Origin of the sequence: Pseudomonas sp. FSL R10-0056, assembly GCF_009600105.1 — a bacterium.
In the GTDB taxonomy this organism is placed as follows: Bacteria; Pseudomonadota; Gammaproteobacteria; order Pseudomonadales; family Pseudomonadaceae; genus Aquipseudomonas; species Aquipseudomonas bubulae.
Genome location: NZ_WIWL01000138.1, coordinates 1 through 271, shown reverse-complemented (window position 1 = coordinate 271; position 271 = coordinate 1). Strand labels below are relative to the sequence as shown.

General features: G+C 57.9%; 1 pseudogene. It reads right to left on the bottom strand.

The window, feature by feature from the left end:
• Nucleotides 1–271 (bottom strand): annotated as a pseudogene (locus GHO42_RS07450) (tRNA uridine-5-carboxymethylaminomethyl(34) synthesis GTPase MnmE); the annotation flags it as partial.

Genomic DNA, 271 nt, shown 5'->3' with positions numbered 1-271 from the left:
GCTTCGACATAGATGCGCAGACCGATCAATTGCTCGGTCAAGTTATGCACACGCTGCGAGAAAGCACCCTGCAGGGAACGCAATGCGTTACGAGCGGCCTGTGCAGAACTCGCCTCAATGAGGTCGGCAATCGCTTCGGCCTGAGCCAGGTCGAGCTTGTCATTCAAAAATGCCCGCTCGCTGAATTCCCCAGGGCGAGCCAAACGGCAGCCCAGTTGAATGCAGCGCTGGAGCAGCATATCCAGAACAATCGGACCTCCGTGCCCCTGCA